Origin of the sequence: Rhodococcus sp. M8 (genome assembly GCF_015654185.1) — a bacterium.
Lineage (GTDB): Bacteria > Actinomycetota > Actinomycetes > Mycobacteriales > Mycobacteriaceae > Rhodococcus > Rhodococcus aetherivorans.
In genome coordinates this window covers 6,080,028-6,106,346 of the sequence record NZ_CP064065.1, presented here as the reverse complement: position 1 = coordinate 6,106,346, position 26,319 = coordinate 6,080,028, and the positions used below count along the sequence as shown (strand labels likewise).

The following is a 26,319-nucleotide window of genomic DNA, read 5'->3' as shown; positions in this document are numbered from 1 at the left end:
GGCGAAAACAAACCCGACGCGCTCGGTGGGATCGGCAACGGCCCAGAACCCTACCAGAAGATTCCGAACCGAACAATCAGGCGCCTGCGTCCAACCTCGTTGTCCCGGGCCCCTGCGGGCCGGGTCGGTGTCCGTGTCGCTCTGACCTGGAATAAGTTACGTGAGGAACAAGCGTGCGCCAAATCCGCTGGTCAAGCTCCGACGCGGCACTGTTTTCCCAGTTCGCGGGCCGCCCCCAGCCCCGCCTCCGCGCTGTCACTCCACCGTGATGCGCGGCACATTCGGACCGGCCATGTCGTCCACCCGCCCGTTTGAGCCCGAAATGACTGAGGCACAGCCGATTTCGGCGCTCCGCATCAGGAGTCGGAGTTGACCCGCTCGATGACGCCACCGAGCTCCTCGATGATCTCCACGAATCTCGGGTAGCCGCGGTCGATGTGGTAGACGTCGTGCACCTCGGTGACGCCGTCCGCACACAGCCCGGCCAGGACCAGTCCGGCACCGGCACGGATGTCCGACGACCACACCGGCGCGCTCGACAGCTCCTCGACACCGCGGACCACGGCATGGTGCCCGTCGGTGCGCGCATCGGCGCCGAGCCGGATCATCTCCTCGACGAACCGGAACCGCGCCTCGAAGACGTTCTCCGTGATCATCGACGTGCCGTCGGCGACCGCCGCGAGCCCGATCGCCATGGGTTGCAGGTCGGTCGGGAAACCGGGATACGGCAGGGTCGCGAAGTTGACCGCCCGGGGACGGTCGTGCTGAACAACCCGGAAGCCGTCCACCTCGGGCGTCACCTCCGCGCCGGCGGCACGGAGCTTGTCGAGGACGAGGCTCAGGTGCTTCGGGTTGACGCCGCGCACGCGGACGTCGCCGCGTGTCATCGCCGCCGCGATCCCCCACGTCGCCGCGACGATGCGATCCCCGATGACGCGGTGGGTGGTGGGTTCGAGCCGGGGGACGCCCATGATCGTCAGCGTCGAGGTGCCGGCCCCGGAGATGCGGGCACCCATCTGGACCAGCATGGTGCACAGGTCGACGATCTCCGGCTCCCGAGCCGCGTTGTCGATCGTGGTCTCTCCGCTCGCGAGAACGGCGGCCATCAGGATGTTCTCGGTGGCCCCCACCGACGGAAAGGCCAGGCGGATCGCGTTGCCGTGCAGGTCGTCGGCCTCGGCCACCACACAGCCGTGCTCGATCGTGCTGTGCGCCCCCAGCAGGCGGAGCCCCGTCTGGTGCATATCGAGCGGCCGTGAGCCGATCGCATCGCCGCCCGGCAGCGCGACGACGGCCTTGCGGCACCGAGCCACCAGCGGTCCGAGGACACACACCGACGCACGGAATTGCCGGACGGCGGCGAAATCTGCCTGGTACTTCGGCTGTGCGGGGGTCGTGATGCGTACCTCGTCACCCTCGAGCTCCACGTCGCATCCGAGTCCGCGGAGAACCTCGGCCATCAGCGGCACGTCGAGGATGTCCGGGCAGTTGGTGATGACGCTCGTCCCCTCCGCCAACAGGGCGGCTGCCATCAGCTTGAGCACGCTGTTCTTGGCGCCCCCGACGACTACCTCACCGACAAGCCGGTTACCACCGGAGACAAGAAAGCGATCACTCACAACGCCACAGCCTATCGACCACACTGCGGGAATACGGGAGCGGTACCGTGACCTGCATGGCTGTCCATCTCACACGGATCTACACCCGCACCGGCGACGACGGTACGACGGGCCTCAGCGACTTCTCGCGGGTGTCGAAGAACGACCCGAGGCTGATCGCCTACGCGGACTGCGACGAGACGAATGCGGCGCTCGGCGTGGCGCTGGCTGTGGGCGACGTACCGGAACGGATGGTGCCGGTCCTGCGCCAGATCCAGAACGACCTGTTCGACGCCGGAGCCGACCTGTCGACGCCGGTGGTGCCGGAGCCGAAGTATCCGCCGCTGCGGATCACGCAGGGGTACATCGATCGGCTCGAGCGCTGGTGCGACGAGTTCAACGAGGAACTGGCGCCGCTCGATTCCTTCATTCTCCCCGGCGGCACCGCGCTGGCGGCCCTGCTGCACACGGCCCGGACGGTGGCACGGCGGGCGGAGCGCTCCGCCTGGGCGGCGGTGGCCACCCACCCGGACGACACGAATGTGCTGCCGGCGAAGTACCTCAACCGGCTGTCGGATCTGCTCTTCATCCTCGGTCGCGTCGCGAACCCGGATGGTGACGTGCTCTGGAAGCCGGGCGCGGGCGCGTGAGGACCCGGTCGGCCGGACCTCAGTTCGGCCGGCCGCGCAGGGATCGGTCCGAGGGCCGGGATTCGAGCCAGGACAGGAAGGCGGTGAGCGCACCGCTGTCGAGGGCGATCTCGAAGTTGTTTGCGCCGTCCTGGATTTCGAGGATCACGATGTCCTCGGTCATGATGTCGTGCTCACTGCCCTCGGGCGCGCGACGGCTGCGCACCTCGACTCCCTGCCGGGCGAGGCGCGAGTCCGGGCCCGGGCGCAGGCTGGAGAGCTTGTAGAAGACGAGCGTGCGCTCGCCGTAACGGATGACGCCGTGCCGCCACCCGGCGCCGGCGCCGTTGGGCAGGCGCCGCAGGATCGCGGCGGTGCCGCCGCCCCGCAGGGTGACGAGGCGATAGAGAAAAGCCGCGACGGCAGCCGCGAGCAGTATCACCAGAACGATGAGGACAATCATTCCAACTGACACTGCTCGTCGGCTCCGTCGCGGCTTCTCGTGTCCGGTCAGGCCCGCTCGACAGCCCGGAGCCGGCCCCGCGCCGCGGCGATCTCGGCCTCGTCCCGGCTTTCGCTCAGCACGGCGCGCGCGGACTCGACGTCGATGTTCTCCGTCAGCTCCGCGGCCTCGGCGAGGATCGTCACCGTCGTGGCGGTCACCGAGAGGAAGCCGCCGTGCACGGCCGCGACGACGCGCTCGCCGTCGCCGGTCGTGATGGAGACGACGCCGCCCTCCACGAGCTGGCCCAGGACCGGCTCGTGGCCCGGCATGACACCGATCTCGCCCTCGGTCGTCTGGGCGCTGACCAGCCGGGCGGTGCCCGACCACAGGCGCTCCTCGACGGCAACGAGGTCCACGGTCATTTCAGCCATCGCGGACTACTTCCCGGCGATCTTCTTGGCAGCGGCCTCGACGTCGTCGAGTCCACCGCAGCTGTTGAACGCCTGCTCGGGCAGGTGGTCGAACTCACCCTTGGTGACGCGGTCGAATGCCTCGATGGTGTCGCGCAGCGGCACCACGGAGCCGGGCTCGCCGGTGAACTTCTCGGCCACGATGAAGTTCTGGCCGAGGAACTTCTGCAGACGACGGGCGCGGCCGACGAGGACCTTGTCCTCCTCGGAGAGCTCGTCCATACCGAGGATGGCGATGATGTCCTGCAGCTCCTTGTACTTCTGCAGGATCCGCTTCACCTCGTTGGCGACGCGGAAGTGCTCGGCACCGACGATGCCGGGCTCGAGGATGCGCGAGGTCGACGTCAGCGGATCCACAGCGGGGTAGATACCCATCTGCGAGATCGGACGCGAGAGCTCGGTGGTCGCATCGAGGTGCGCGAACGTCGTGGCCGGCGCCGGGTCGGTGTAGTCGTCGGCGGGGACGTAGATCGCCTGCAGCGAGGTGATCGAGCGGCCACGGGTCGAGGTGATGCGCTCCTGGAGCTCACCCATCTCGTCGGCCAGCGTCGGCTGGTAACCCACGGCCGACGGCATACGACCGAGCAGGGTCGACACCTCGGAACCTGCCTGGGTGAACCGGAAGATGTTGTCGATGAACAGCAGCACGTCCTGGCCCTGAACATCGCGGAAGTACTCCGCCATGGTCAGCGCGGACAGGGCGACGCGCATACGCGTTCCCGGCGGCTCGTCCATCTGGCCGAAGACGAGGGCGGTGTCCTGGAGGACGCCCATCTCCTCCATCTCGAGGTGGAGGTCGGTGCCCTCACGGGTGCGCTCGCCGACGCCGGCGAACACCGACGTGCCGGAGAACTCACGCGCGATACGGGTGATCATCTCCTGGATCAGAACGGTCTTGCCGACACCGGCACCACCGAACAGACCGATCTTGCCGCCCTTGACGTACGGGGTCAGCAGGTCGATGACCTTGATGCCGGTCTCGAGGATCTCGGTCTTGCCCTCGAGCTGGTCGAAGGCCGGCGGCTTGCGGTGGATGCCCCACTGCTCGCCGTCGCGCCCGGTGCCCGGGGCGTCGAGGCAGTCACCGAGGGCGTTGAACACGTGGCCCTTGACGACGTCGCCGACCGGCACGGAGATCGGACGGCCCGTGTCGACGACCGTGGTGCCGCGCACCAGGCCGTCGGTGGGCTGCATGGAGATCGTGCGCACCAGGTTGTCACCCAGGTGCTGCGCGACCTCGAAGGTCAGGGTCTTCGCCACGGACGGCAGAGTGACCTCTGCGTGCAGGGCGTTGAACAGAGCGGGAACGGCACCACGCGGGAACTCGACGTCCACGACGGGGCCGATGACCCGAACGACGCGGCCGGCGGTGGCCGAGGCCGCCCCCGCCCCGTAGTTATCGGTTACTGCTGCGGTCATGTGCTTAGTCACTTCCTGCACTCGAGGCGAGCGCGTTGGCACCGCCGACGATCTCGCTGATTTCCTGGGTGATCTGCGCCTGGCGGGCCTGGTTGGCCTGACGGCTGAGGGTGTTCACCAGTTCCGTGGCATTGTCGGTGGCCGCCTTCATGGCGGTACGCCGAGCAGCCGACTCCGATGCCGCGGCATCGAGCAGCGACGCGAAGATGCGGGTGCTGATGTACTTCGGCAGCAGCGCCGCGAGCAGCGTCGAGGCTTCCGGCTCGAAGTTGTAGCCGGGCCGGGGCCCGCCGTTGCTGCCGACGTGCCGGCCGTCGGTGAGCATGTCCTCGCCGAGGTCGATCTCGTCCTCGGTGACGGTCACCTCGAGCGGCGCCATCCGGCGCACCTCGGGGGTCTGGGTCAGCATCGAGACGAAGCGGGTGTAGACGATGTGCAGTTCGTCGACGCCCTCGATCGTGCCCTCACCGTTCGGCGCGGGCACCTCGTTGCCGGACCCGGCCATGAACAGTTCCACCAGGTGACGACTCGCCTTGGCCGCATCCGTGTAGCGCGGCTCCTGCGAGAAGCCGGTCCACGCCCCCGCAACCTGCCGGCCGCGGAAGGTGTAGTAGCTCAGGCCCTTGGCACCGAGCACGTAGAACACCGGCTCCTTGCCCTCGCTGACCAGCAGCTGCCGCAGCTCCTCGGCCTCCTTGAGGACGTTGGCGTTGTAGCCGCCGGCCATGCCACGGTCACTGGTGACAACCAGGACTGCGGCACGCCTCGGGTTGGGTCGTTCGTTGAGCAGGGGGTGATCCAGCGACGCGGACGCGCTCGCCAGTTCGGAGAGCACCTTGGTGATCTCCTCGGCGTACGGCTTGGACGCTGCCACTCGGGCCTGAGCCTTCGTGATCCGCGACGTCGCGATCAGCTCCTGCGCCTTGGTGATCTTCTTGGTCGAGTTGACCGACTTGATCCGCGAGCGGAGCTCGCGCAGGCTTGCCATTCGTCGATCACACTCCCTTCACAGGACGCTGGGTCATGGTCTCCACGCTCACTTGCGAACAGTGGTGCGCTTGACGGAAACCTGCTCCTGCTCGACCTCGTCGGCGCCCAGGGCCTCGGCCTCGGCCTCGTTCACGACGCGGGTTCCGTCGGAGGCGATGAAGCCCTCCTTGAACTTGTTGGTCGCGGCGAGCAGCGCGGACGCGGAGTCGTCGGTCAGCGCCTTGCCGCCGGCGATCTGCTCGTAGACGCCCGAGGCGCTGTGGTGCAGTTCCTCGAGCAGCTCGGCCTCGAAGCGGCGCACGTCGCCGACGGGAACCGAGTCGTAGACGCCCTCACCCGCGAGGTAGATCGACACGATCTGGTCCTCGACGGCGACCGGGGAGTACTGGTCCTGCTTGAGGAGCTCGACCAGACGCTGGCCACGCTCGAGCTGCGCCTTCGAGGCCGCATCGAGGTCGGAGGCGAAGGCGGCGAACGCCTCGAGCTCACGGAACTGCGCGAGCTCCAGACGCAGCGAGCCGGACACCTTCTTCATGCCCTTGGTCTGCGCCGCGCCACCGACTCGGGACACCGAGATACCGACGTTGATGGCGGGGCGGATGCCCTTGTTGAACAGGTCGGACTCGAGGAAGACCTGGCCGTCGGTGATGGAGATGACGTTGGTCGGGATGTAGGCCGAGACGTCGTTGGCCTTGGTCTCGATGATAGGCAGGGCCGTCAGCGAACCGCCACCGAGCTCGTCGGACAGCTTGGCCGAGCGCTCCAGCAGACGGGAGTGCAGGTAGAACACGTCGCCCGGGTAGGCCTCACGTCCCGGCGGGCGGCGCAACAGCAGGGAGATCGCGCGGTACGCCTCGGCCTGCTTGGTCAGGTCGTCGAACACGATGAGCACGTGCTTGCCCTGGTACATCCAGTGCTGGCCGATGGCCGAGCCGGTGTAGGGGGCGAGCCACTTGAAGCCGGCGGAGTCGGAGGCGGGGGCCGCGACGATGGTGGTGTACTCCATCGCGCCGTGCTCCTCGAGGGCGGCCTTGACGCCCGCGATGGTGGAGCCCTTCTGGCCGATCGCGACGTAGATGCAGCGGACCTGCTGCTTCGGGTCGCCGGAGGCCCAGTTGGCCTTCTGGTTCAGGATCGCGTCGACGCAGACGGCGGTCTTGCCCGTCTTGCGGTCGCCGATGACCAGCTGGCGCTGGCCGCGGCCGATCGGGGTCATCGCGTCGATGGCCTTGATGCCGGTCTGCAGCGGCTCCTCGACCGGCTGGCGCTGCAGCACGGTCGCGGCCTGCAGCTCGAGGGCCCGGTTCTCGGTCGCCTCGATGTCGCCGAGGCCGTCGATCGGCTGGCCCAGGGGGTTCACGACGCGGCCGAGGTAGCCGTCGCCGACCGGCACCGACAGAACGTCGCCGGTCCGCTTGACTTCCTGGCCCTCTTCGAGGTCCTGGTAGTCGCCGAGGATGACGGCACCGATCTCGGTGGCGTCGAGGTTCAGGGCCACGCCCAGCACACCGCCGGGGAACTCCAGCAGCTCGTTGGCCATCGCCGACGGCAGACCGCTGATGTGCGCGATGCCGTCACTGGTGTCGGCGACCACGCCGACCTCCTCGCGGGAGGCCTCCGGGGAGTAGCTCGCGGTGTAGTTGTCGATCGCGCTACGGATCTCGTCGGAGGAGATCGTCAGCTCCGCCATGTTCTTCCTGCTCTCGGTATCTGGTCTTCGAAAAGATCGCTATGTGTGTGTGTTCGGTAGTGGACTACGTGAGGCTCTTGCGCACTGCGGCGAGTCGACCCGCGGCGGTGCCGTCGATGACCTCGTCGCCCACCCGGACGACCAATCCACTGAGAAGCTCGGGAACCACCTCGACGTGCACCGTGACCGGTTTCCCGTACGTTCTGGTCAGGATACCGGTGAGCCGTTCGGCCTGCGCCGCGCTGAGAGGTGCCGCGCTGCGCACGTGGGCGACGGCGCGGTCCCGCTGGGTGGCGGCGAGGTTCGACAGTGCGTCGAACGCGTCGGCCGGGGCCTTGTCCTTCAGCCGTCCGACGGCCTGCACGGCCAGGGCCTCGGTGATCGCCGTGGACTTGCCGTAGAGCAGACGCGAGAGGAACTCCCGCTTGGCCGCCAGCGGCTTGGTGCGATCGGAGAGGGCCTGTTCGAGTTCGGCGTTGCCGGCCACGATGCGACCGAGCCGGAACAGCTCGTCCTCGACGGTGTCGAGCTGGTTCTGGTCCGCCGCCGCCGACAGGAGGGCTTCGCGGCCCAGCTGAACGAGGGAGTTGGTCAGGTCGGACTGGGTCGACCAGTCCTGCCCGGCCGCCGCCTTCAGGGTCGCGAGGGTGACGGGCGAGACCTTGCTCCCGAAGACCCGCTCGGCCAGTACCTGCCGACCGGCTGCCGGGGCCGAGGCGTCGGCCAGCGCACTCCGCAGGGTGCGCTGATCGTCGAGCACCTCGACCACCGAGAACAGCTCGGAGCCGGCCTGCGCCGCAGCTGCAGTTGCGGCACCCGCGGCAGCGGATGCGGTGCTCGACGCCAGCGCGCCCTGCAGCGCGGAACGCGTCTGAGCGAGTGCCTCACGGCTTGCTGCGTACATGGTGCTCACTTTCGGGATGCAGAGTCAGCGCTGAGGGAGTCGAGCTCGCTGAGGAAGCGGTCGATCGAGCCGGCACGCTTGACGTCGTCGGAGAGGGACTCCCCGATGACCTTCTCGGCCAGATCCACGGCGGTGCGTCCGAGATCGCCGCGCAGCTCGGTCACGATCTGCTGGCGCTGGGCCTGCAGCTGGTTGTGACCGGCAGCGACGATGCGGTCGCTCTCCTCCTGGGCCTGGGCCTTCATGTCCGCGATGATCTGCTGGCCCTGGGCACGGGCCTCCTCGCGGATCTGCGCCGCCTCGGTGCGGGCCTCGGCGAGCTGCGCGCGGTACTGCTCGAGCGCGGCCTTTGCCTCGGCCTGAGCTTCCTCGGCCTTCTTGATGCCGCCTTCGATCAGCTCCGAACGCTCGTCGAGCACCTTCTGGAACAGCGGAAGCACGTACTTCCAGAAGACGAGCCCGACGATGATCAGGGCGACCAGCGACCAGACGATGTCATACGTCGCGGGGAGCAGAGGATTTTGGTCCTCCGCCTCCGCCGCGAGCAACAGGATGCTGTCAGCCATGGTCGTCAGATCAGAAGATGAAGCCGGCGACGATACCGATCAGCGCCAGGGCCTCGGTGAACGCGATACCGAGGAACATGGTGGTGCGCAGCTGGCCGGCCATCTCGGGCTGGCGGGCCATGCCCTCGATCGCCTTGCCGACGACGATGCCGATGCCGATGCCGGGGCCGATGGCCGCGAGGCCGTAGCCGACCGCACCGAGACCGCTGATGGTGCTCTCCGTCTGGGCGAGGACGTCAACTGCCTGAAGCGCAACGCTCATTGGTGTTCCATTCCCTTTCTTGTGGCTCGGCCCCGGGGATCGGCAACCGAGTCAGTCTGTGTGTTGTGTGGGTAGTGCCGGTCGGCGCGCTAGTGCTCTTCGGCGTGCAGCGCCAGGTCGATGTACACCGCCGTCAACAGCGAGAAGATGTACGCCTGCAGGACGATCACCAGCAGCTCGAAGAAGGTGAACGCGACGCCACCGATCAGCGAGCCGATGCCGAAGATCTTCATCGCACCTTCGGAGCTGAAGAAGAAGAACTGGGTTGCGCTGAAGAACAGCACCAGCATGATGTGGCCGGCCAGCATGTTCGCCATGAGACGGATGGTGAGCGTGAAGGGGCGCAGCAGGAACGTCGAGATGAACTCGATCGGGATGACCAGCACGTGCAGCGCGGGGGGCAGGTTCGGGACGACGATGCTGCTCTTGACGTAGCGGAAGAACCCGTACTTCTTGATGCCCACGTAGTTGAAGACGACGTAGGCCAGCGCGGCCAGCACGATCGGCATACCGATGCGCGCGTTCGACGAGATGTTCAGGAACGGGATGACCGACGTCAGGTTGAGACCGACCACGAGGAAGAAAATGGTCACGAGCACCGGAAGGAATCGGCGGCCCTGCTGCTTGCCGAGGATGTCCTCGGCGATGTTGATCCGCACGAAGTCGATCATGATCTCGGCGACGTTCTGCACACCGCGGGGCACAATCTTCGGGCTGCGCATCGCGAGCGCGAAGAACAGCGCCACAAGCACGGCCACGACGACGCGGATGAGCATCAGGCGGTCCATTTCGAAGGGGGTGCCTTCGAACAGAACTGCTGGGGGGAAGAAATCGGCTAGTGACGGCGCGTGGAATTCTCCGGCAGCCAAGGTGGTGACGCTCAGCGCTCTCTCCCGTAGTCGGCCGCAGGCATTGCCGTCTGCGGTTCGATCGGACATTGACGATCCAACAAGTCGACCAGGTCGGCTCGCGTATTCGCCAGCTGCTGTCGGCTCCCGATCGGGGCCAGCGTCTGTCGGTGTCGGCGACTCTCGTCGACTCGGCGGCCATTCGAACACGACCGCCTGCGAGGGCACAACCGCACTCGACTCCTCCGGAATCGCAGGCAGTCGCACTCGCTTGGGACGACCTTATCAACACTTCTACGACGTTGTGTAGGCGGGTGCCCGTACCGCCAGGTCATTGACAACGGCGGTACTACCGCTCGTCGTTGTTCCCCTGCTCAGCGCTACCGGCAGGCTCCACGTACAGCGCCCGCTGCGACAGCACACCGTAGGTCTCGGCCCCCAGGACGATGAGCAGCGCGAAGACGATGGTGAGCACCAGCGCACCCTTGTCGTAGAAATCGAGCGGCTTGAGCAGCATCATCACCACGATCGCGAGGATCAGCTTGAGCAGCCAGGTGCCCAGCAGCACCGCGCCCGCCGTCGTCGCCGGGAGCCGGGCAGTGAGCAGCACGCCGAGAGCGGTGAAGAGAATGAACCCCCCTCCCACGGCCGCGCCGATCAGCGCGCCCCACACGCCCGGCAGGCCGGCGACGAGGCCGCCGATCACCGTCGCGACGACCGTCAGTGCGATCAGTCCGAGCACGCCGTAGCGGACGGCGGCGCGCATCGGCGCGGAAGAGTCGGGCAGGGCGGGCAGGGGCCGATCCGGGGAGGTCACGGGAATCAAGCCTAACGGACCCGGCGCCGGCCCCAGCGTCGCCGGGGACGGTCGGCGTCCTCGTGACGCAGCGACGGCACCGCCGTGACGACCAGCGCGAACACCAGTCCACCCGCCACGAGCAGCACGACGGCCCGCCGGTCGAGCAGGGAGGAGCCGACGGCCCCGAACGCGAGCACCCCGACCCACAGGTAGATCAGCAGCACCACCCGGCGGTGCGAGTGCCCGATCTGCAGCAACCGGTGATGCAGGTGCATCTTGTCGGGACTGAAGGGGCTGACTCCGGCCCGGGTGCGCCGGACGATCGCCAGCAGCAGGTCGAGAATGGGGATGAACATGACAGCCCCGACGAGGATCAGCGGGGAGAGCAGGCCGAGCAGGTCGCGGGTGCCGTAGGCGGCCAGGGGGATGCGTCCCGACGCGCTCGTCGAGGTCGCCGCCAGCATCAGGCCGATCAGCATCGATCCGGAGTCGCCCATGAAGATCCGGGCCGGCTGGAAGTTGTGCGGCAGGAAGCCGAGGCAGGCGCCGGCGAGGGCCGCGGCGATCAGGGCGGGCGGATACGCGCTGACGTCGCCGCCCTGGTCGTGCAACAGCCCGACGGAGAACGCACAGATCGCGACGGCTGCGATCAGTCCCAGGCCGGCCGCGAGCCCGTCGAGGCCGTCGACGAAGTTCATCGCGTTGATCATCACCACCGCGACGAGCACGGTGAACAGCCCCGCCTGCAGCTGGTCGAGGATGAGGGTGCTGCCGCCGAACGGCTCGTAGATGACGATCCAGCTCACGCCCATCACGACGAGCACGCCCGCCGCCGTGACCTGCCCGACGAACTTGGTCAGGGCGTCGAGTCCCCAACGGTCGTCGATGATCCCGACGATCACGATGATGGTGCCCGACACCAGCGCCGCACCCATGTCGGGGGTGTACTCGAAGCCTCTGGTCAGCGCCGGCAGCTGCTGGGCGAACAGCAGGCCCGCCACCAGCCCGATGTACATGCCGACGCCGCCGAGCCGTGGCGTCGGCTGGACGTGGACGTCGCGGTCCCGGGGTACCGCGACGGCACCGAACCGGATCGCGGCGATCCGCACGGCCCCGGTCGAGAGGAAGGTGACGACCGCGGCGGTGAGGAGCACGAGCAGCAGCTCACGGATGGGCACGCCGGCGCCGCGGCCCGACTGGGCCAGCACCAGGGATGCCGTGTCGGCGGCAGTCACTTCGCCCGGTCCCCGCCGTCACTCCCCGCCGGCACGCAGCTGCGCCGGGTCCTCGCCCAGCACCTCCGCGATATCCTCGACCGCCACGGCGCCCTCGCGCAGCACGCGAGGCCGGTCGGCGGTCAAGTCGACGATGGTGGAGGCGACGGCGTGTTCGGCCGGCCCGCCGTCGAGGTACACGCTCGCCGACCCGCCGAGCTGGGTGCGCGCCTCGTCCACCGTGATGGCCGGCGGACGGCCGGAGACGTTCGCGCTCGACACGGCCAGCGGGCCCACCTCGCGCAGCAACTCGAGCACCACGGGGTGCAACGGCATGCGCAGCATCACGGTGCCGCGCGTGTCCCCCAGATCCCATGCGAGCGAGGGAGCTTGGTGCACAACGAGACTGAGACCGCCGGGCCAGAAGGCACGGATGAGTTCCCGCGCCTGCGGACGAACGGTGTTCACCAGGCCGTCGATCGTGTTCCACGAGCCGACCAGCACCGGCACCGGCATGTCCCGGCCCCGGCCCTTGGCGCGCAGCAGACTGGTCACCGCATCGCTGTCGAAGGCATCCGCCGCGATCCCGTACACCGTGTCCGTGGGCACGACGACGAGCCGTCCGGCCTTGAGCGCACCCTTGGCGGCGGTCAGACCGGCGGCGCGGGAATCGGGGCGACTGCAGTCGTAGACGGTGCTCACGGGTTCATCCTTCCACTGCCGCGAACGTGTCCGGCATCACACACCCGTCCCGCCCTGGGATCCGCCGCGCCGCGCCTCCACGTCGGTCGGCACCCGGCGAGCGACGACGAACCGCGGCCGGCCCGCCAGATCGGGGTGCTCGGTCACGTCACCGAACACGCGGCGCTGCGCGAACAGCTCCGCGACCTGGGCACCGTTCGTGTCGTCGTGCTCGACGCCGACGGCACCGCCGATCCGCAGCCAGCGGGCGATGTTCGACACCATCGGCTTGATCACCGACAGCCCGTCGGGACCGCCGAACAGCGCCGAGTGCGGGTCGTGCTCGATCACCTCGGGCGGGAGGTCGGTGCCCTCGGGAATGTAGGGCGGATTCGACACCACGATGTCGACCCGGCCCTCGAGCGAGGTGAGCAGGTTGCGGTCCGTCACGTCGCCCTGATGCAGGAGGATCGGCGTGTCCCCCGCCGCCGCGCAGCGTTCCGCGTTCCGCCGCGCCCAGGCCAGGGCGTGGGGCTCGAGTTCGACGGCGTGGACGACCGCGTCGGGCCGGGCGTGCGCAACGGCCAGCGCGAGAGCGCCCGAGCCGGTGCACAGGTCGAGCACCACCGGCGGATGCTCCTGGAGTCCTTCCAGGTACGCCAGGGCCCAGGCCAGCAGCAGCTCGGTCTCGGGCCGCGGGACGAAGACGCCGGGGCCGACCTCGATGTCGATCTCCCCCATCCCCGTGCTGCCGGTGATGTACTGCAGCGGGATCCGCTTGGCACGCTGCGCGATCATCGCGCGGTACGCGTCGACCATGGCGGGGTCGACGAGCGGCACGAGCCCGAGACGGGTGCGCTCGATGCCGAGCAGATGCGCGGCGAGCAGTTCGGCGTCCACACGCGGGCTGGGGACACCGGCTTCCTCGAGCACCGACACCGCTTCGAGGATCGCCAGGCGCAGGGGTTGACGAGTCACGGCGTACAGACTGCCATGCCGGTCACCACACGGAAACGGACAGGTCACGCATCCGGTCTGCGGCATGATCGAGATCGTCCGTGTCAGGCAGCACTACGGAACTACGGAAGGATCTTCCTGTGACGAAGTCGGGATTCGCGGTTCGGGCAGCGGCCGTCGTCGCGCTCGGAGCCGCCGGCAGCCTCGCAGCGCCCGGACTTGCCTCCGCATCGCCGATCGACGTCCAACCCACGCCGCTGCTCTGCAGCTACGTCGCGCCGATCCACAGCGTGACCGAGACGGACAGCGACGCCCTCGAGGAGGGTCGGCTGTTCTTCGCCGTCGGCGAGCAGAAGGCGCAGAACGGTCAGGTCGGCTGGGTCAACACGGCCACCTGGCAGACGGGAGGCGCCTCGTTGACCGCGACACCGCAGAGCAGCGACGTCCCGGTCGCGCTGCTGAACACCGGGCCGGGCACCGTCGTGTCCGCCGTGTGGGGACCGCATCAGAACGCGAAGGGCGAGAACTGCTTCCTGCTTCCCGGCATCGACATCTCGCAGGTGCCCGGGGACGACGATCCGGGCGACGAACCCGGCGGGACCGCCCAGTAGCTGCCCGGGGCCCGGCTCACGGCGTCACTCCGCGGCGAGCCGGGCCTCCCGGTCGGCCTTGCCCAGGGCGTCGAGCAGGGCGTCCATGTCGCCGTCGAGCACACCGTCGAGGTTGTGGGCCTTGAAGCCGATGCGGTGATCGGTGATCCGGTTCTCGGGAAAGTTGTAGGTGCGGATGCGCTCGGAGCGGTCCACCGTGCGCACCTGGCTGGCGCGGCCCGCGGAGGCCTCCGCCTCGGCGGCCTCCTCCGCCGCGGCCTGCAGCCGCGCGGCGAGCACCTGCATCGCCCGTGCTTTGTTCTGCAGCTGGGACCGCTCGTTCTGGCAGGTGACGACTATGCCGGTGGGCAGGTGCGTGATGCGCACCGCCGAGTCGGTGGTGTTGACGCCCTGACCACCCTTGCCGGAGGAGCGGTACACGTCGATGCGCAGGTCCGACTCGTCGATCTGGACCTCCTCCACCTCGTCCGGCTCGGGGTAGATGAACACGCCGGCCGCCGAGGTGTGCACCCGGCCCTGGGACTCGGTGACGGGGACACGCTGGACGCGGTGCACGCCCCCCTCGAACTTCAGGCGCGACCAGACGCCGTCGCGCACATCGCTCTTCGACTTGATCGACAGCGTCGCGTCCTTGTAACCGCCGAGGTCGGAGATGGTCGCGCCGAGGACCTCCACGCGCCAGCCGGCGCGCTCGGCGTACCGGATGTACATGCGGGCGAGGTCGGCGGCGAACAGCGCGGACTCCTCACCGCCCTCCCCCGACTTGACCTCGAGCACCACGTCGTCGCCGTCGTGCGGATCGCGCGGGGCGAGCAGGTCGGTGAGGGCCTTGTCGAGTTCGCTCACCCGCTCCTCGAGGGCGGGAATCTCGGTCGCGAAGGCGGCGTCGTCCGCGGCGAGCTCACGCGCGGCCTCGAGATCGTCGCGCGCGGCCCGCAGCTTGGTGTAGGTGGCCATGACGGGAGCGAGCTCGGCGAACCGCTTGCCGACCTTGCGGGCCGTCGCCGGGTCGTTGTGCAGCGCCGGATCGGACAGCTGCTGCTCGAGACCGGCGTGTTCGGCCAGGATGTCGTCGATGGCCGACGGCTTGGTCTGCCCCGCCATGTGATTCGCTCCACTCGTCCGTCGTGCCGATCCGTGCCGCGCCCGGATCGGGATGGAAAAAGGCCGACGCCCGGTCTGTGGCTGAGACAGAACCGGGCGTCGGCGAGACAGCTACTTGTCGGCAGCAGCCTTCTTGGTGTCGCGCTTGCCGTAGCGGGCCTCGAAGCGGGCGACGCGTCCGCCGGTGTCGAGGATCTTCTGCTTGCCCGTGTAGAACGGGTGGCACTGCGAGCAGACCTCGACGGTGATCCGTCCCGACTCTGCGGTGCTGCGCGTCTCGAACGTGTTCCCGCAACCGCAGACGACGGTGGTCGTCACGTAGTTCGGGTGGATTCCTGCCTTCATGGTGTCCCTTTCGTGGCCGCCGGGTCGCCTCCGCGGATCGGAGACGTGAACCGGGACCGGACTGAGCTGTTCGATTATGCCAAACGCATGCCCGGGGGAAGAAATTCCGCCCCCGGGCATGCGGCGCCGCTGCCGCGGCGATCAGTCGTCGAGCGCTCCCGGTGCCGTCTTCGACACCTGCAGGAGGAACTCGATGTTGCTCTTGCTCTTCTTGAGCCGGTCGATGAGCAGATCGATGGCCTGGTGCGAGTCCAGACCGGAGAGCACGCGGCGCAGCTTGTGCACCACCGCGAACTCGTCGGGGCTCATCAGCAGCTCGTCCTTGCGCGTACCGGAGGGGTTGACGTCCACCGCCGGGAACACGCGCCGCTCGGCGATCTTGCGGTCGAGCTTGAGCTCGGCGTTGCCGGTGCCCTTGAACTCCTCGAAGATCACCGTGTCGCCCGTCGAACCCGTCTCCACCATGGCCGTGGCGATGATGGTGAGCGAGCCGCCGTTCTCGATGTTGCGAGCCGCGCCCAGGAACCGCTTCGGCGGGTACAGGGCGGTCGAGTCGACACCACCGGAGAGGATGCGGCCCGACGCCGGCGACGAGTTGTTGTACGCGCGGCCGAGGCGCGTGATCGAGTCGAGCAGGACGACCACGTCGCGGCCCTGCTCGACGAGCCGCTTGGCCCGCTCGATCGCAAGCTCGGCGACCGACGTGTGGTCCGACGGCGGCCGGTCGAAGGTCGAGGCGATGACCTCGCCCTTGACCGAGCGCTGCATGTCGGTGACCTCTTCGGGCCGCTCGTCCACCAGCACGACCATGAGGTAGCACTCGGGGTTGTTGGTCGTGATCGCGTTCGCGATGTCCTGCATCACCGTCGTCTTGCCGGCCTTAGGCGGCGAGACGATCAGGGCACGCTGGCCCTTGCCGATCGGCATGATCAGGTCGATCACGCGGGTGGTCAGGATGTTCGGGGTGGTCTCGAGCCGCAGCCGCTGGTTCGGGTACAGCGGGGTGAGCTTGTTGAACTCCGGGCGGCGCTTGGCGGCCTCGACGTCGCCGCCGTTGACCGTGTCGAGCCGGACCAGCGGGTTGAACTTCTGGCGCTGGTTGCCCTGCTCCCCCTCACGCGGCACGCGGACCGCACCGGTGATGGCGTCGCCCCGGCGCAGGCCGTTCTTGCGCACCATGTTCATCGAGACGTACACGTCGTTGGGGCCGGCCAGGTACCCGGAGGTCCGGACGAACGCGTAGTTGTCCAGGACGTCGAGGATGCCGGCGACCGGCTGCAGGACGTCGTCCTCGCGGATCTCGGGCTCGCGTGTGTCACCGCCGGCCTCGCCGCGGTCACGTCCGCGACGACGCTCACGGAAGCGGCGCCCGCGGCGCCCGCGGCCGTCCTCGTCGTCCTCGCCACCCCGGCCGTCGCGGCCGTCCTGACGGGGGCCCTGACCACGGTCCTCGCGGCGGCGTTCCCCCTGGTCGCGCTGGCCGTCGCGCTGGTCGCGCTGGCCGTCGCGCTGACCGCGCTCGCGCCGACCGCCGTCGGACGGCTCGGCCTTCTCCTCGGCCTTCTCCTCGGCGCGCGGCTTCTCGTCGGTCCGCGCCTCGGCGGCGTCCTTCGGGGCCTCGGCGGTGGTCGTCTCGGCGGCCTGGTCGCCACCTCGGCGACCGCGACGCTGACGACCCCGGCGGCCACCCTCGGCCTCCCCGTCGGCGGGCTGCTCCGCCGCCTCGGCGGGCTGCTCGGGCGCCGTCGTCGCGGCGGGCCGCGCCTGGGCCGGCTCGGCGGCGGGGGCGGCGGTGTCGGCCGGGGCCGCGTCCTGGGCGGCACCACGGGCGCGACGAGCCCGGACGGGCCGGGCCGGCTGTTCCGGCGCAGGAGCCGTCTCGGCGGCTCCGCCGCCCTGACGCTCCTTGATCGCGGCGATGAGATCGCCCTTGCGCATCCCGGAGGTTCCCTTGATGCCGAGTTCGGCCGCGAGAGTCCGCAGCTCGGCCAGCACCATGCCGGAGAGACCGGCGCCACGCCGCCCACCGGCACGCGGTGCAGTCTGTGCAGGATCGGTGGCCTGCGCTCCCGCGGACGAATCCGTGGTATCGAGAACAGGCGTAGCGATCAGGTCCGTATCTGTCACGGAGATCCTTTCCTTCCCTCACTCGCGCCACGCAGAGTCGAGGGTTCGTTCCGCAGATCTTGCGTCGATCTGGGATTGCCGTACGTGTTCACGGATCGAACGGTCGGCACGTCCGCCATCACGCCATCCTCCGGCAGGTGCGGTCGGTCCATCTCCCCGAAACGAGGTCAGGTGAGGATCGATCCAGGATCGATCGCCCCGATGGATCTGGAGTGAATGCCCTGGAAAAGCCAGCGACTGAAACGCACGACGTGCGGACTAAGCACAGAATAGCGACGAACTGTACGTTGAGCAAGAAGAAGCCCCCGGGCGCGTCGCCCGGGGGTTCGCGCCCGACTCGAGAGGTTCGGGCTCGCTCACACGACCTGCACGCCGTCCGCGACGTCGAGTTCGAGCACGGTCATGTCGTCGGCCTCCGCGGCCGCGCGCAGATCCGCGGGGAACGACTCGGTCGTGAGGGCGAGGACCGTGGGGCCGGCACCGGAGACCGCGGCGGGAATGCCCGCCGCGCGCAGGGCGGCGATCCACTTGGTGGTCAGCGGCAGGGCCGGGGCGCGCTGCGCCTGGTGCAGCAGGTCCTCCGTCGCCGGCATCAGCAGGTCCGGCCGCTCGGTGAGGGCGACGACGGCCAGCGCCGCGCGGCTGACGTTGAACGCCGCGTCGCGGTGCGGCACCAGATCGGGGAGCAGCCCGCGGGTGTGCGCGGTGGACGAGCGCGACGACGGCACCAGCACGACGACCCGGATCGCCGGGTGGACCGTGAGGGGCACCGCGCGGTAGGTGCGCTGTTCGTCGCCGACGACCGACTCGCTCCACGACACGACCGCGCCGCCGAGGATGCTGGCGGAGGCATTGTCCGGGTGGCCCTCGAATTCGGAGGCGAGCTGGACGAGCTGCGCCTCGTCGAGCACGCGCTCCGGAGCCACCTTGCGCACCAGCCCGTTGGCGGCCGCCAGGCCTCCGACGACCGCCGAGGCCGACGAGCCGAGGCCGCGCGAGTGCGGAATAACGTTGCGGCACAACACATCCAGGCCGTCGGCCCACACTCCGGCGGCCTCGAGGCCACGCTCGACCGCCCGCACCACCAGGTGCGACGGTCCCCACGGCACCTCTTCGGCGCCCTCGCCCTCGACGCGCACCTCGAGGCCCGATGCGGTTGTGGTGACCGTGATCTCGTCGTACAACCCGACGGCCAGCCCGAGCGAATCGAAACCGGGGCCCAGATTCGCGCTCGAGGCCGGGACCCGGGCGGTCACGGAGATCCCTACGGGCAGCGTCTGCGTCATGTCGTCTTTCCCAACGGAGGAGGGCGCGGCGGTCACTAGGCCAGCTCGAGCGCCGCGGCCACAGCGACCGGATCGACCGGGATCGGCTCCACCTGCGGCATCCCGAGCAGCGCCGTGTCGGGATCCTTCAGGCCGTTGCCGGTGACGGTGCACACGACCTTCAGCCCGGAATCGAGCCAGCCCTCCTTGCGGGCGGCGAGCAGACCGGCGATCGACGCGGCGGACGCCGGTTCGACGAACACGCCTTCGGTGGCGGCGACGAGCCGGTACGCCTCGAGGATCTCCTCGTCGGTGGCCGCCCGGAACGCGCCGCCGGACTCCTCCTTGGCGGTCATCGCCCCGTTCCACGACGCCGGGGCGCCGATGCGGATGGCGGTGGCGATGGTCTCGGGGTCCTTGACGGGGGCGCCGTGCACCAGCGGTGCCGCGCCCGCGGCCTGGACGCCGAGCATGCGCGGCTTGCGGGTGGTGAGGCCGTCCGCGAAGTACTCGGTGTAGCCGCGCCAGTAGGCGGTGATGTTGCCGGCGTTGCCGACGGGCAGCACGTGCACGTCGGGGGCGTCGCCGAGCGCGTCGGCGATCTCGAACGCCGCCGTCTTCTGCCCCTCGATGCGCACGGGGTTGACGGAGTTCACCAGCCCGATGGTGGGGAACTCGGCGGTGGTCTTGCGGGCGAGCTCGAGACAGTCGTCGAAGTTGCCCTGGACCTGGATGATCTTCGCGCCGTACATGACCGCCTGGGCCAGCTTGCCCATCGCGATCTTGCCGTCCGGCACGAGCACCGCGCAGCCCATGCCGGCCTTGACGGCGTATGCGGCCGCCGAGGCGGAGGTGTTGCCGGTGGAGGCGCACAGCACGGCCTGCTGGCCGCGGGCGAGGGCGTCGGTGACGGCCATCGTCATGCCGCGGTCCTTGAACGAGCCGGTCGGGTTCAGGCCCTCGACCTTCAGGTGCACCTCGCAACCGGTCAGTTCCGACAGGTGCGCCGCGGGCAGCAGCGGGGTGCCGCCCTCGCGGAGGGTGATGGTCTTCCAGTTGTCGCCGATCGGGAGCCGGTCACGGTACGCCTCGATCAGACCCGGCCACGGGGTGTGCACGGGGGTGGCGGTGTTCTTCTCGGGCGCGCTCATTCGGCGGATCCCTCCAGTCTCAGGACGCTGGTCACAGCGATCACGGATTCGAGTTGGTCGAGCGCTGCGACGGTGTCCGACAGCGCCTTGTCGGTGGCGCAATGGGTCAGCACCACCAGGCGGGCTCCGTCGCCGGCGCCCTCCTGGCGCACGGCGGCGATGCTCACGTCCCGCTTGGCGAACTCCGCGGCCACCGCCGAGAGCACGCCGGCCCGGTCCGCGACCTGCAGGTTGACGTAGTAGCGGGTGACGATGTCGCTCATCGGGGCGATCTCGAGGTCGGCGTACCGTGATTCGCGCGGGCCCCGGCCCCCGTGCACCCGGTTGCGGGCGGCCATCACGAGGTCGCCCATCACCGCGGAGGCGGTGGGCGAACCGCCGGCACCCTGGCCGTAGAACATCAGACGGCCCGATGCCTCGGCCTCGACGACGACCGCGTTGAACGCACCGTTGACGGCGGCGAGGGGATGCTCGCGCGGCACCAGGGCCGGATAGACGCGCGCCGAGACCCGGTCCTTGCCGTCGGTGGTGATCCGCTCGCAGATGGCCAGCAGCTTGACGGTGCAGTTCAGCGCCCGCGCGGTGGTCAGGTCGGCGGCGGTGATCTTCGAGATGCCCTCGCGGTAGACGTCGCCGGCGGTGACGCGGGTGTGGAAGGCGATCGAGGCCAGGATCGCAGCCTTGGACGCGGCGTCGAAGCCCTCGACGTCGGCCGTCGGGTCGGCCTCGGCGTATCCGAGCCGGACCGCCTCGGCGAGGGTCTCGGCGTAGTCGGCGCCGGTCTCGTCCATGGCCGAGAGGATGTAGTTGGTGGTGCCGTTGACGATGCCGAGGACCCGGTTCACCTTGTCACCGGCGAGGGACTGGGTGAGGGGCCGGATGACCGGGATGGCGCCGGCGACGGCCGCCTCGAAGTACAGGTCCACGCGCTTGGCCTCGGCGGCCTCGGCGAGCTCGCCCGTGTACTCAGCGAGCAGGGCCTTGTTGGCGGTGACCACGGATTTGCCCGAGTCCAGGGCCGTGCGGACGAGCTTGCGCGGCAGTTCGATGCCGCCGATGACCTCCACCACGATGTCGACGTCGTCGCGGGCGATCAGGCCCTCGGCGTCCGTGGTGAGCAGGTCCTGCGGGATGCCGCGGTCGTCGCGGACGGTGCGCACGGCCACGCCCCGCAGCTCGAGCGGCGCGCCGATGCGCGCCTCGAGATCGGTGGCATCGTCGCGGATGATGCGCACGACCTCGGCTCCGACGGTGCCGTGCCCGAGCACAGCCACACCGATCGGGCGCTGCCCCGGTTCGTTGGTCACCGCTTCGGTCGTCACTCCGTAACCTCCAAGCTGAGCAGATCTTCCACGGTTTCCCGACGCAGGACGACGCGGGCGGCGCCGTCCTTGACCGCCACGACGGCGGGCCGGGGCAGCAGGTTGTACCTGCTGGACATCGAGTAGCAGTATGCACCGGTCGCGGCGACGGCCAACAGGTCGCCGGCTTCGAGGTCGGCGGGCATCCAGGCGTCGCGGATGACGATGTCGCCGCTCTCGCAGTGCTTGCCGACGACGCGGGACACGACGGGCTCCGCGTCGCTGGACCGCGACACCAGGCGGGCCTCGTACTCGGCCTGGTACAGGGAGGTGCGGATGTTGTCGCTCATGCCGCCGTCGACGCTGATGTAGCGGCGTGCCTGGTGAGCCCCCACCGCGACGTCCTTGATGGTGCCCACCTCGTAGAGGGTCACGGTGCCGGGGCCGGCGATCGCGCGTCCGGGCTCGACCGCGAGCGTCGGCTCGGGCAGGCCGGCGAGTGCGGACTCGGTCTGCACGATGTGCCGCAGCTTGGCAGCGAGTTCCTCCACGGGCGGCGGGTCGTCGCTGGGCACGTAGGAGATGCCGAGGCCGCCGCCGAGGTCGACGATGTTCATCTGCGCGGTCTTGTCGACGCCGAATTCGTGGACGGCATCGCGCAGCAGGCCGATGACCCGGTGCGCGGCGAGCTCGAACCCGTCGACGTCGAAGATCTGCGAGCCGATGTGGCTGTGCAGGCCGACCAGGCGCAGGTGATCGCTCGCGAACACCTTGCGGACCGCGGCCATGGCCACCCCGCCGGCCAGGGACAGCCCGAACTTCTGGTCCTCGTGCGCGGTGGAGATGAACTCGTGGGTGTGCGCCTCGACGCCGACCGTGACGCGGATCAGCACGTCCTGCACGACGTCGAGTTCGGCGGCGACCGCGTCGAGCAGGTCGATCTCCGACATGGAGTCCAGGACGATGTGCCCGACGCCTGCGGCGACGGCGGTCCGCAGCTCGGCCACGGACTTGTTGTTGCCGTGCATGGCGATCTTCCCGGCCGGGAAGCCGGCGCGCAGCGCGACGGCGAGCTCACCGCCGGTCGAGACGTCGAGGGACAGGCCCTCCTGCTCGACCCAGCGCGCGATCTCGGTGCACAGGAACGCCTTCGACGCGTAGTGCACCTTCGCGCCCGGCCCGAACGCGGCCGCGATGTCCCGGCACCGGGAGCGGAAGTCGTCCTCGTCGACGACGAAGAGCGGGGTGCCGTATCTCTCCGCGAGTTCGGTGACGGGCACGCCGGCGATCGTCACGACGCCGTCGTCGCCGCGCCGCGCGTTGCGGGGCCACACGTTCGGGTGCAGCAGGTTCAGCTCGCCGGCGTTCGCGGGCCGCTCGGTCAGGCCCGGTGCGTGCGGGATCTCGGCGTGCCGGGGACCGGCGGGGTGCGCGTTCACATCCGCTCCGGGGCGCTCACGCCGAGCAGTCCGAGCCCGTTGGCCAGCACCTGACGGGTCGCCGCGCACAGCGCGAGCCGCGCCGCGTGCAGCGGGCCGGGCTCCTCGTCGCCCTGCGGCAGGATGCGGCAGGAGTCGTAGAAGCGGTGGTAGGTGCCGGCGAGTTCCTCGAGGTACCGCGCGACGCGGTGCGGTTCCCGCAGTTCGGCGGCCTTGGCGAGGACGCGCGGGTACTCGCCGATCGTGCGGATCAGGTCGCCCTCGCGCTCGTGGGTGAGCAGGGCCAGGTCGGCGTTCTCGGCGCCGAGACCGAGCTCGGCGGTGTTCTCGGCGCCGAGACCGAGCTCGGCGGTGTTCTCGGCGCCGAGACCGAGCTCGGCGGCGCCCCGGGCGATGGACGAGAGCCGGGCGTGCGCGTACTGGACGTAGTAGACCGGGTTCTCGTTGGTGGTGCTGGCCCACAGCTCGAGGTCGATGTCGATGCTCTGGTCCACCGACGAGCGCACCAGCGCGTAGCGGGCGGCGTCCACGCCGATCGCCTCGACGAGGTCGTCGAGGGTGATGACCGTGCCGGCGCGCTTGCTCATCTTCACGGCGACGCCGCCGCGCACGAGGTTGACCATCTGCCCGATCATCACCTCGACGGTGTCCGGGTCGTCGCCGAACGCGGCGGCCGCGGCCTTGAGCCGGCCGATGTAGCCGTGGTGGTCCGCGCCGAGCATGTAGATGCACAGGTCGAAGCCGCGCGACCGCTTGTCCTGGAAGTAGGCGATGTCACCGGCGATGTAGGCGGCGTTGCCGTCGCTCTTGATGACGACGCGGTCCTTGTCGTCGCCGAAGTCGGTGCTCTTGAGCCACCACGCGCCGTCCTGGTGGTACAGGCTCCCGGAGGTCTTGAGTGTCTCGACGGCCTTCTCCACGGCGCCGGACTCGAACAGGGAGTTCTCGTGGAAGTACACGTCGAAGTCGACACCGAACTCGTGCAGGGTGCGCTTGATGTGCGCGAACATCAGTTCGACGCCGATCGAGCGGAACACCTCGTGCCGCTCCTCTTCGGGCAGCGCGAGCGCGTCCGGGCGCTGCTGCAGCACGGCCTGCGCGATGTCGGCGATGTACGCGCCGGCGTAGCCGTCCTCCGGCGCGGGCTGCCCCTGTGCCGCGGCGATCAACGAGCGGGTGAACCGGTCGATCTGGGCGCCGTGGTCGTTGAAGTAGTACTCGCGGGTGACGTCGCCGCCCTGCGTGGTGAGGATCCGGCCGAGGGCGTCGCCGACCGCGGCCCAGCGGGTGCCGCCGAGGTGGATGGGCCCCGTGGGGTTCGCGGAGACGAACTCGAGGTTGATGCGGGTTCCGGCCAGCGCGTCCGAGTTGCCGTACGCGGCGCCCTCGGTGAGCACCTGGGCGACGATCGCGCCCTGGGCGTCGGCGGCGAGGCGGATGTTCAGGAAGCCCGGGCCGGCCACCTCGGCGGACTCGATGCCGTCGGCGGCGGTGAGGGCCTCGGCGAGCCAGCCCGCGAGTTCCCGCGGGTTGACGCCGGCCTTCTTCGCGACCTGCATCGCGACGTTGGTCGCGTAATCGCCGTGCTCCGGGTTGCGCGGCCGCTCGACCGTCAGGGTCTCGGGCAGGACGGACACGTCGAGGTCGCGCTCGGCGAGCACCCTCGCAGCGGTTCCGTGGAGCAATTCGGCAAGGTCGGCAGGAGTCACGGGTCTCTATCCTATTGGCTCCGTCCCACCCGGCGTGACGCCGGTCCGGCCTGTTGTCGCGGTCACGGCCCGCCCGCCGCAGGGATGCCTGCCCGCCGCCCGCCCGTAGAGTTGACAGAGCACGCGCGGACCGAGCGTCGTGCGCCCTCTGTTGTCCATCCGTCGAAAGAGCACCCAACGATGCCCAGCGGTTCGGTAAGTGGCGGTTCCGGCAAGAAGTCCGGTGCCAAGTCTGCGAAGGCGATCAAGGCCGCCCAGAAGAAGAGCGGCGGTCGCGGCCTGCCCAAGCAGCGGCAGATTCCGTGGCTTCTGATCGGCGGCGTGGTCGCGGTGGTCGCGCTGGTCGCGGTCATCGCCGCCAGCATCATCCCGAAGTACCAGGACTCCCAGGCGCTCGCGGAGTGGACGCCGTCCGAGTCGAATCAGGACCCGTCGACTGCGATCGAGGGGGTCGTGACGGTCGACTACCCCGCCGGTCAGCACATCGGGTCCACGCAGCGCGTCGCGTACGACCAGAGCCCGCCGTTCGGCGGGCCGCACGACGCGATCTGGGCCACGTGCACCGGCACCGTGTACCCGGAGGCGATCCGCACCGAGAACGCCGTGCACTCGCTCGAGCACGGCGCGGTGTGGATCACGTACAACCCCGACCAGGTCGACCAGGCGGGCGTCGACGCGCTCGCGGCGAAGGTGGACGGCAAGTCCTACCTGATGATGTCGCCGTACCCGGGCCTCGACGCTCCGATCGCCCTGCAGTCGTGGGGGCATCAGCTGAAGGTGGACGCCGCCGACGACGAGCGGATCGACCACTTCATCGCGTCGCTGCGGCTGAACCGCTACGCCTACCCGGAGGTCGGCGCGAGCTGCTCCACGCTGCCCGGCTCGTACGACCCGAGCAATCCGCCGCCGTTCGATCCCTCCGCCCCCGGTCCGGACGCGGTGCCGATGGACGGCGGCACGGTGGACGGCACCGAGCAGGTGCCGGCCGACATGCAGGCCCCGGCGGGGAGCTGACGTGACGCACGATTCCGCTCCCACCGCCCAGGGGACTCCCACCCCCCAGGAGACGGGCCGACGCAGGGCGCTGCTGATCCTCGGTCTCGTCGCCGCCGTCGCGATCGGTTTCCTGCTCGGGTTCCTCGCCCGCATCCCGCTCGAGGACTCGCCGCCGGCGACGCCGGCCGCCGCCTCCGTCGACGTGGGATTCGCCCAGGACATGACCGTCCACCACAGCCAGGCGATCGAGATGGCCACCGTCGCGTTGACGGTGTCGGGCGACCAGCGGGTGCGCAACCTCGCGTACGACATCCTCACCACCCAGCAGAACCAGGTCGGGCAGATGCAGGGCTGGCTGTCGCTGTGGGGGCAGCCGCTGCTGCCCACCGGTGACTACATGACGTGGATGACCGAGGAGTCCGGCCACGACCACGGGAGCACGAGCAACTCCGACGGCGGCGGCGCCGGCCGGATGCCCGGCATGGCGACGTCCGAGGACCTGGCGAACCTGCGCCGCGCCACCGGCCCGGAACTCGACGTGCTGTTCCTGCAGCTGATGCTGCGCCACCACGAGGGCGGGCTGCCGATGATGGAGTACGGCGCGCAGTACGCGGGCCAGCCGGCGGTACGGACCCTGGCGCAGACGATGGTCGACACCCAGACCAGCGAGTCGGAGCTCATGACGTCGATGCTGGCGGAGCGGGGCGCGCAGCCGCTGCCGATGAACTGACCGACCGGACCCGCGGACGGGGGACGGCCCACCGGGCCGTCCCCCGTCGGTGTGTACCGTCCGGGTCCC

General features: G+C 69.6%; 26 protein-coding genes. 4 read left to right on the top strand and 22 right to left on the bottom strand.

Translation table 11 applies throughout. From position 1 onward, the window contains the following. Nucleotides 1-356 precede the first annotated feature (356 nt). Nucleotides 357-1,619, bottom strand: a complete 1,263-nt coding sequence (gene murA, locus ISO16_RS27760; RefSeq protein ID WP_006944332.1) for a UDP-N-acetylglucosamine 1-carboxyvinyltransferase — start codon at nt 1,617-1,619, stop codon at nt 357-359. Between the two features lie 56 nt (nt 1,620-1,675). Between murA and ISO16_RS27755 the strand changes: the two genes are divergently transcribed. After that, nucleotides 1,676-2,248 carry a cob(I)yrinic acid a,c-diamide adenosyltransferase gene (locus ISO16_RS27755; protein WP_006944333.1) on the top strand — a complete coding sequence of 191 codons (573 nt, stop codon included), beginning with the start codon at nt 1,676-1,678 and terminating at the stop codon, nt 2,246-2,248. Nucleotides 2,249-2,267: 19 nt separating this feature from the next. Here ISO16_RS27755 and ISO16_RS27750 read toward each other — a convergent pair whose 3' ends face one another. The 13 genes from ISO16_RS27750 to prmC form a co-directional block, all read right to left on the bottom strand. Continuing rightward, nucleotides 2,268-2,690 (bottom strand): DUF2550 domain-containing protein, encoded by a 423-nt coding sequence (locus ISO16_RS27750; protein WP_037200752.1) that lies wholly within the window; start codon nt 2,688-2,690, stop codon nt 2,268-2,270. Nucleotides 2,691-2,737: 47 nt separating this feature from the next. Continuing rightward, the gene (locus tag ISO16_RS27745) at nt 2,738-3,103 is read right to left on the bottom strand and encodes a F0F1 ATP synthase subunit epsilon (RefSeq protein ID WP_006944335.1); all 366 of its coding nucleotides are present in this window, start codon (nt 3,101-3,103) and stop codon (nt 2,738-2,740) included. A gap of 6 nt (nt 3,104-3,109) precedes the next feature. Next, nucleotides 3,110-4,561: a F0F1 ATP synthase subunit beta gene (gene atpD / locus ISO16_RS27740; RefSeq protein WP_029542946.1), complete on the bottom strand. Its 1,452-nt coding sequence runs from the start codon at nt 4,559-4,561 to the stop codon at nt 3,110-3,112. Nucleotides 4,562-4,565: 4 nt separating this feature from the next. Beyond that, a complete protein-coding gene (locus tag ISO16_RS27735) occupies nt 4,566-5,549 on the bottom strand; it encodes a F0F1 ATP synthase subunit gamma (RefSeq protein WP_006944337.1) in 984 nt (327 codons plus the stop codon). Between the two features lie 48 nt (nt 5,550-5,597). After that, nucleotides 5,598-7,241, bottom strand: coding sequence for a F0F1 ATP synthase subunit alpha (atpA, locus tag ISO16_RS27730; RefSeq protein ID WP_072634973.1), 1,644 nt, complete (start codon nt 7,239-7,241; stop codon nt 5,598-5,600). A gap of 64 nt (nt 7,242-7,305) precedes the next feature. Further along, on the bottom strand, nt 7,306-8,145 hold the full coding sequence (locus tag ISO16_RS27725) for a F0F1 ATP synthase subunit delta (RefSeq protein ID WP_072634982.1): 840 nt from the start codon (nt 8,143-8,145) through the stop codon (nt 7,306-7,308). Nucleotides 8,146-8,150: 5 nt separating this feature from the next. Further along, nucleotides 8,151-8,711: a F0F1 ATP synthase subunit B gene (locus ISO16_RS27720; protein WP_006944352.1), complete on the bottom strand. Its 561-nt coding sequence runs from the start codon at nt 8,709-8,711 to the stop codon at nt 8,151-8,153. A gap of 10 nt (nt 8,712-8,721) precedes the next feature. Then, complete coding sequence (locus ISO16_RS27715; RefSeq protein ID WP_003935756.1) at nt 8,722-8,973, bottom strand: ATP synthase F0 subunit C; 252 nt, start codon at nt 8,971-8,973, stop codon at nt 8,722-8,724. An 89-nt stretch (nt 8,974-9,062) separates the two neighbouring features. Next, nucleotides 9,063-9,911, bottom strand: coding sequence for a F0F1 ATP synthase subunit A (gene atpB, locus ISO16_RS27710; RefSeq protein ID WP_170914067.1), 849 nt, complete (start codon nt 9,909-9,911; stop codon nt 9,063-9,065). Between the two features lie 259 nt (nt 9,912-10,170). Then, complete coding sequence (locus ISO16_RS27705; RefSeq protein ID WP_202917562.1) at nt 10,171-10,587, bottom strand: hypothetical protein; 417 nt, start codon at nt 10,585-10,587, stop codon at nt 10,171-10,173. A 62-nt stretch (nt 10,588-10,649) separates the two neighbouring features. After that, complete coding sequence (locus ISO16_RS27700) at nt 10,650-11,855, bottom strand: MraY family glycosyltransferase (RefSeq protein ID WP_006944360.1); 1,206 nt, start codon at nt 11,853-11,855, stop codon at nt 10,650-10,652. A gap of 18 nt (nt 11,856-11,873) precedes the next feature. After that, a complete protein-coding gene (locus ISO16_RS27695) occupies nt 11,874-12,536 on the bottom strand; it encodes an L-threonylcarbamoyladenylate synthase (RefSeq protein ID WP_072634972.1) in 663 nt (220 codons plus the stop codon). A 36-nt stretch (nt 12,537-12,572) separates the two neighbouring features. After that, on the bottom strand, nt 12,573-13,493 hold the full coding sequence (prmC, locus tag ISO16_RS27690) for a peptide chain release factor N(5)-glutamine methyltransferase (protein WP_029542938.1): 921 nt from the start codon (nt 13,491-13,493) through the stop codon (nt 12,573-12,575). Between the two features lie 119 nt (nt 13,494-13,612). Here prmC and ISO16_RS27685 point away from each other — a divergent pair, with 119 nt between their 5' ends. Next, nucleotides 13,613-14,083, top strand: a complete 471-nt coding sequence (locus ISO16_RS27685; RefSeq protein WP_072634971.1) for a hypothetical protein — start codon at nt 13,613-13,615, stop codon at nt 14,081-14,083. A 24-nt stretch (nt 14,084-14,107) separates the two neighbouring features. Here ISO16_RS27685 and prfA read toward each other — a convergent pair whose 3' ends face one another. The 8 genes from prfA to argS all read right to left on the bottom strand — a co-directional run bounded on the left by prfA (nt 14,108) and on the right by argS (nt 24,524). Next, the gene (gene prfA / locus ISO16_RS27680; RefSeq protein WP_006944377.1) at nt 14,108-15,187 is read right to left on the bottom strand and encodes a peptide chain release factor 1; all 1,080 of its coding nucleotides are present in this window, start codon (nt 15,185-15,187) and stop codon (nt 14,108-14,110) included. A 111-nt stretch (nt 15,188-15,298) separates the two neighbouring features. Beyond that, complete coding sequence (gene rpmE / locus ISO16_RS27675; protein ID WP_006944378.1) at nt 15,299-15,532, bottom strand: 50S ribosomal protein L31; 234 nt, start codon at nt 15,530-15,532, stop codon at nt 15,299-15,301. A 141-nt stretch (nt 15,533-15,673) separates the two neighbouring features. Continuing rightward, nucleotides 15,674-17,659 carry a transcription termination factor Rho gene (rho, locus tag ISO16_RS27670; protein ID WP_072634970.1) on the bottom strand — a complete coding sequence of 662 codons (1,986 nt, stop codon included), beginning with the start codon at nt 17,657-17,659 and terminating at the stop codon, nt 15,674-15,676. Between the two features lie 356 nt (nt 17,660-18,015). Then, complete coding sequence (thrB, locus tag ISO16_RS27665) at nt 18,016-18,945, bottom strand: homoserine kinase (RefSeq protein WP_029542933.1); 930 nt, start codon at nt 18,943-18,945, stop codon at nt 18,016-18,018. A 35-nt stretch (nt 18,946-18,980) separates the two neighbouring features. Next, nucleotides 18,981-20,075 carry a threonine synthase gene (gene thrC / locus ISO16_RS27660; protein WP_072634969.1) on the bottom strand — a complete coding sequence of 365 codons (1,095 nt, stop codon included), beginning with the start codon at nt 20,073-20,075 and terminating at the stop codon, nt 18,981-18,983. Next, the gene (locus ISO16_RS27655; RefSeq protein ID WP_006944383.1) at nt 20,072-21,397 is read right to left on the bottom strand and encodes a homoserine dehydrogenase; all 1,326 of its coding nucleotides are present in this window, start codon (nt 21,395-21,397) and stop codon (nt 20,072-20,074) included. Before ISO16_RS27655 ends, thrC begins: the two co-directional genes overlap by 4 nt. Next, nucleotides 21,394-22,815, bottom strand: a complete 1,422-nt coding sequence (gene lysA / locus ISO16_RS27650) for a diaminopimelate decarboxylase (protein WP_006944385.1) — start codon at nt 22,813-22,815, stop codon at nt 21,394-21,396. Before lysA ends, ISO16_RS27655 begins: the two co-directional genes overlap by 4 nt. Continuing rightward, on the bottom strand, nt 22,812-24,524 hold the full coding sequence (gene argS / locus ISO16_RS27645; protein ID WP_043797213.1) for an arginine--tRNA ligase: 1,713 nt from the start codon (nt 24,522-24,524) through the stop codon (nt 22,812-22,814). The genes lysA and argS overlap by 4 nt, the downstream gene beginning before the upstream one ends. A gap of 180 nt (nt 24,525-24,704) precedes the next feature. Between argS and ISO16_RS27640 the strand changes: the two genes are divergently transcribed. Both ISO16_RS27640 and ISO16_RS27635 read left to right on the top strand, forming a co-directional pair. Beyond that, nucleotides 24,705-25,538, top strand: a complete 834-nt coding sequence (locus ISO16_RS27640) for a DUF3105 domain-containing protein (protein ID WP_072634968.1) — start codon at nt 24,705-24,707, stop codon at nt 25,536-25,538. A 1-nt stretch (nt 25,539) separates the two neighbouring features. Then, nucleotides 25,540-26,250: a DUF305 domain-containing protein gene (locus ISO16_RS27635; protein ID WP_072634967.1), complete on the top strand. Its 711-nt coding sequence runs from the start codon at nt 25,540-25,542 to the stop codon at nt 26,248-26,250. Nucleotides 26,251-26,319: the final 69 nt, after the last annotated feature.

Coding starts and splice junctions, on each gene's coding strand:
- rpmE (WP_006944378.1), bottom strand. CDS start 15,532: ATGAAGGCAGGAATCCACCCGAACTACGTGACGACCACCGTCGTCTGC.
- prfA (WP_006944377.1), bottom strand. CDS start 15,187: ATGGCGGGGCAGACCAAGCCGTCGGCCATCGACGACATCCTGGCCGAA.
- ISO16_RS27725 (WP_072634982.1), bottom strand. CDS start 8,145: ATGTACGCAGCAAGCCGTGAGGCACTCGCTCAGACGCGTTCCGCGCTG.
- atpA (WP_072634973.1), bottom strand. CDS start 7,241: ATGGCGGAGCTGACGATCTCCTCCGACGAGATCCGTAGCGCGATCGAC.
- atpB (WP_170914067.1), bottom strand. CDS start 9,911: ATGTCCGATCGAACCGCAGACGGCAATGCCTGCGGCCGACTACGGGAG.
- ISO16_RS27745 (WP_006944335.1), bottom strand. CDS start 3,103: ATGGCTGAAATGACCGTGGACCTCGTTGCCGTCGAGGAGCGCCTGTGG.
- ISO16_RS27750 (WP_037200752.1), bottom strand. CDS start 2,690: ATGATTGTCCTCATCGTTCTGGTGATACTGCTCGCGGCTGCCGTCGCG.
- ISO16_RS27735 (WP_006944337.1), bottom strand. CDS start 5,549: ATGGCAAGCCTGCGCGAGCTCCGCTCGCGGATCAAGTCGGTCAACTCG.
- ISO16_RS27715 (WP_003935756.1), bottom strand. CDS start 8,973: ATGAGCGTTGCGCTTCAGGCAGTTGACGTCCTCGCCCAGACGGAGAGC.
- ISO16_RS27640 (WP_072634968.1), top strand. CDS start 24,705: ATGCCCAGCGGTTCGGTAAGTGGCGGTTCCGGCAAGAAGTCCGGTGCC.
- ISO16_RS27755 (WP_006944333.1), top strand. CDS start 1,676: ATGGCTGTCCATCTCACACGGATCTACACCCGCACCGGCGACGACGGT.
- thrB (WP_029542933.1), bottom strand. CDS start 18,945: ATGACGCAGACGCTGCCCGTAGGGATCTCCGTGACCGCCCGGGTCCCG.
- thrC (WP_072634969.1), bottom strand. CDS start 20,075: ATGAGCGCGCCCGAGAAGAACACCGCCACCCCCGTGCACACCCCGTGG.
- atpD (WP_029542946.1), bottom strand. CDS start 4,561: ATGACCGCAGCAGTAACCGATAACTACGGGGCGGGGGCGGCCTCGGCC.
- ISO16_RS27705 (WP_202917562.1), bottom strand. CDS start 10,587: ATGCGCGCCGCCGTCCGCTACGGCGTGCTCGGACTGATCGCACTGACG.
- ISO16_RS27720 (WP_006944352.1), bottom strand. CDS start 8,711: ATGGCTGACAGCATCCTGTTGCTCGCGGCGGAGGCGGAGGACCAAAAT.